This window comes from Natrialba taiwanensis DSM 12281 (assembly GCF_000337595.1).
Taxonomy (GTDB): domain Archaea; phylum Halobacteriota; class Halobacteria; order Halobacteriales; family Natrialbaceae; genus Natrialba; species Natrialba taiwanensis.
The window spans coordinates 1-1,967 of the sequence record NZ_AOIL01000004.1; the positions used below are offsets into that span (position 1 = coordinate 1).

Genomic DNA, 1,967 nt, shown 5'->3' on the forward strand with positions numbered 1-1,967 from the left:
CTCGACCAGGCGCTCCGGGTCGGCGTCAGGACGCCCGGACACCGCAGCCCGGGCCAGCGCCTCACCGGTGCTGTGACTCGACGCCTCGGGGTCGCTGGGAACGCCGACAATCGACCCCTCAAGGAGGTCCGAATCGCCGGGGACGTCTCGGCCACCCGTATCGTCGGCCCATCCAACACTCTGCGCGATCGGGATGTCCCGCTCGGCCTGTGCCTTGATTCGAGAGAGGTGCTCCCGCAGCGTGCCGGTCGACTCCGGCAGCGTGTCGGGGTCCATGATGCGCGTGTCCGCGACGAGTTCGAACTCGTCGTCGTCGCGCTGCTCGACTTCGGCGTCAGCGTAGTATCCGAGCTTGCCGGTGCCGCTGTAGCGCGACATCGACAGGTCGGTGTTCATCCCGTGGTCGAGAAAGACGCCGACCGTCCCCTCGTTGATCTGGGTCTCCCAGCCGCGCAGGCGCTCCTCGTCGAACGCATCGCCATCACGCGCCTCGAGCGTCGAGGAGATCGGCATCCGAATCGCGAACATGCCGTCCTCGCTCTCGTCGAGGTCCCGAACGACGACGCGGTCGGGGTCCGGTTGGTGGTAGGCGCGCTGTGCGACGTCGTCGTGGTCGGTCATGTCTGTCAGATCCTCGTGAAAAGCGTGCCGTGGTGATGGTGGCCCTCGGCCGCCCCACGGCAGGACGGCGCTCATCGGGATTGCGTGTTACTCGTCTGTACCGCTCTGGTCTCCGACGTCGTCTTCGTTGACCGTCTCTCCCCTCACAGCCGCGAGCTTGTGCTCGAGGACGTCCTTCGGGAGGTCACCGTAGTCGATCGTCTCGCCGTTTATCTCGACCGTCATATCGTCGTCTGCGAGGTCCTCGTCACCACGCCGACGAGCGTACTGTCGGCGTGTCAGGCCGCCGGCCTGGAACATCTCGCGCAGGCGCTCCTCGCGAGCGCGTTCCTCTCGAGGGTCGGAGAAACGGAGCTTCGGCTTGAACGGCTGGTCGAGTTCATTGTAGACGTCGAACTGCTCGCAGATGTGCTGAAACGCAGCGTTGAACTGCTTCGCGAACGGCCCCGTCACGCGCTTGAACACGCGGGACTGCTCCCCCTCTCCGTTTGCCCGATTCACGTCCTCTATCATGCCAATCTCGGCCTTCCCCAACCCCACGGCGGCGAGACAGAGTTGCAAGAACCATTGCTGTTCTTGAATGACATCAAGATTGATCGCTGTCCCCCCCATCTCGATCCACTGCGCAGCGCCCTCACCGCCGATCACTTCGACGCTCCGTGGGTCGCCAGCAGCCGCCTGGATCTTGTCCTGCAGGTCGGTGATCGTCGAGTCGTTGGCGTTCATCACCTGGATGACCCCCGCCGGAATCTCGTCGTCGTTGTAGAACCGGTTATGGTGGGTCGTCGAGTTGGCGAGCAACACGAGCGTGTCCCGGATCTGCATGCACGGGCTCTTTGGGTAGACCTGATACGAGCGTCGAGCGCCTGGATAGCGCATCACCGCGAGGTCGCCCCGGCCCAGCGGCGTCGGCGTGATGTTGCCGAGTGTGCCGACACCATCCGAGGAGAACGCATCTGACGCCTGGTAGTACGGCGGGTCCTGTGGGTAGCCGTGACGGTTGGAATTGTGACGAACCGTCAGCGCGTCCAGCGGGACCATCGAGACGACCGGCAGGCTGCCATCCTCGCTCGGGAGCAACTGCCAGTAGCCGTTGCCCGGGCCAAGCATGTCCGCCACTGCGGCGGCGATCAGGTCGTCCAGGTCGTCGTCCATCAGGTGCGGGCCGGTGATGACATCCCGGATGGCGTCCTGTAGCGCGGCCTCAGCGTCGCTGACTTCCTCGTCCTCGCTCTCGAACGCGACCTCACCGCCAGTGAGTTGGTCGACGATCCCGTTCGTGATGAGTTCCATCGGCCAGGTCTGCTGTATCTGGCGGGCCTCGAGCGCTTCGCGCCCACGCGGCC

The 1,967-nt window shown here is 65.0% G+C and carries 1 protein-coding gene and 1 pseudogene; both read right to left on the bottom strand.

Annotation, left to right across the window (positions count from 1 at the left end; genetic code table 11):
- A pseudogene (locus C484_RS00655) lies at positions 1-621 on the bottom strand (hypothetical protein); the annotation flags it as partial.
- A gap of 87 nt (positions 622-708) precedes the next feature.
- Positions 709-1,967, bottom strand: a 1,259-nt coding sequence (locus tag C484_RS00660) for a phage portal protein (protein ID WP_006824050.1), incomplete at its 5' end; no start/stop codon positions are given.